General features: G+C 68.5%; 1 protein-coding gene. It reads left to right on the top strand.

The features are described from left to right. Positions 1-393 precede the first annotated feature (393 nt). A complete protein-coding gene (locus tag KILIM_RS21785) occupies positions 394-1,755 on the top strand; it encodes a methyltransferase domain-containing protein (protein WP_083876301.1) in 1,362 nt (453 codons plus the stop codon). Positions 1,756-2,132 lie beyond the last annotated feature (377 nt).

Genomic DNA, 2,132 nt, shown 5'->3' on the forward strand with positions numbered 1-2,132 from the left:
GCACTCACCTAAGAACTCCGAATCACGAGGACAGGACCCGCCACCTGGGTCGCATCGAGCCAGGACTCCCTGGTCGGACGACCATCTCGGTCCCTCGAGACACCCCCGCTCGTGCCGCCTGCAAGCATCATGACCAAATCTCGAGTGAATGCGCAACCCAGTGAGGCAAATTCTATGTGACGGTTGGCACAGGCCAGCATAGATACATGAACAAGCGTCCTGGACATCACATTCTTAGACTTCCAGGACAGTTGACCCACAATTGAACTCGAAGAAGAGCGGGTCGATGCCGGGCCCAGCGAACCGGCGGGACCCCGTATTCGTGCTCAGCGGCGGCGACACGTTGCCGATGGGTACCCGAATCGGAGCGCGCCGAGGCGGCGCGCTCGCGCGATGGAAAGGGCGGCTCGAGTGTTCGTCTTCGGGGTCTGCATCGACTCCCAGGAGGTCTTCGACCGGCATTGCCTTCCGGCCATCGCCCAATTCGGCGGCGCCGATGCGACGCTCATCACATCCACCGACAAGCCGATTGCCGTCACGTACAACCAAATGCTGGCGGCCAGCCTCGACATGGCGGACGTCGAGGCCGTCGTGCTGCTTCGCCCCGAGGTGGAGATCACCGACCCGCGCTTCCTGACCAAGATCCGCGCCGCGTTCGCCCAGGACGACCGGCTGGCGATCATCGGTGTCCGAGCCGGCCCGGCCGACGGCGCGAGCCTTGCCCCGGTCGACGCCGTCGACGACACCTGCATGGTGCTGCGGCCGTCACTGACCGCCCAGTTGCGCTTCGACGAGGCGGCCTTTCGAGGGACCAGTGGTTACGACATCGACTTCTGTTTCCGCGCCCGCGAGGCGGGCTTTCACGTCGCACTGGCCCCCATCGACGTCGTGCAGCACCGCCGTGATCAGCACGCGCCTGGCCGCGAAGCCCACGCGGCGCCCGCAGCGCCGGCACAGACCTCCGAGGCGTACCGCAGCGCGGCAGCCGTCTGGCAGGGAAAACGCGCCGCCGACCTGCGCGCGAGCATGTTGCGGCGCATCTGGCTGCGCTCCCCCGACGGCGAACCGCGCCCCGACCTGGGCAGCTCACCGGCACTGGCGGCCGGCTTCGATCTGAGCCACGCCGAACTGCTCGAGCACCTGCCGAGCGAGGTAACCCGGGTCCTCGACGTCGGTTGCGGCAGCGGCAGCCGAGGCCAACAGATCAAGGCGACCACCGGAGCACACGTCGCCGGCATCGAGGGCGGGGCGGCCGCGGCCCGGTTGGCCCGCACTCGCCTCGACGAGGTGCACGAACTCGACCTGACGACCGCCACGCAGCTGCCCTGGCAGCCCAGCCCCTACGACGTCATCGTGCTCGCCGACGTGCTGGCTCGCGTCGCCGAACCCGAGGCGCTGCTGCGGATGCTGCTGCCGTACCTGACCCCGCAGGGGTCCATCATTCTCACGGTGCCCAACGTCAAACACTGGTCGGTCATCCTGCCGCTGCTGCTGCAGGACCGCTGGGAGTACCAGGCCGGCGGGCCGCTGCAGCACGCCAACCTGCGGTTCTTCACGATGATCGAGATCGCCGAGTTGCTGCGGGGCGTCGGCATGGGGACCTTCGACGCGTGCGCCGCGCAGCAGCTGCCGCTGGAAGACGAGGCGCGCCTCGAGCCGCTGCTGAGCGCCGTGCGAGCCTACGGGGCCGACGCCGACGAGGTCGCCACGTTGCTGAACGCCTACCAGTACGTCGTCGTGGCCCGCCGCGGCTGAGCCGCGGGCGAGCGAGCCTCACCGGCTCGATGCAATCCGGCTCGATGCAACCCGACCAGCCGCCCCCACACAGGGCAAGAGCCCCCGAGGGCGCGTTGGGGGGCGCGCCTCCGGGGGCTCTTGCAATTGCCGGCAGGGGGAGCCGGCGTGCGATTCCCGAGTTGGGGGGCTCAGGGTCGCACAGCTCTAGGGCATGTCACTCGCCCTATCGGCCGCGAAGGCCGCTTTCTGACCGTTTCGAGGCGATCTTCTCGATCACGCTCGGTGATTCCGCGCCAGACCTGACCCACCGGACCCCAGTGGGCGGCGCCGTGGGCGGTCATCGTCGATCACACTGCTTCGAACTGGGATCCGGCCTCGGTAGCCGTGGGGATCGT

The sequence above is a fragment of the Kineosphaera limosa NBRC 100340 genome (assembly GCF_000298215.1).
Taxonomy (GTDB): Bacteria; Actinomycetota; Actinomycetes; order Actinomycetales; family Dermatophilaceae; genus Kineosphaera; species Kineosphaera limosa.

What these genes read in the sequence shown, in the direction of transcription:
- KILIM_RS21785 (WP_083876301.1), top strand. Translation starts at nt 394, where the DNA reads ATGGAAAGGGCGGCTCGAGTGTTCGTCTTCGGGGTCTGCATCGACTCC.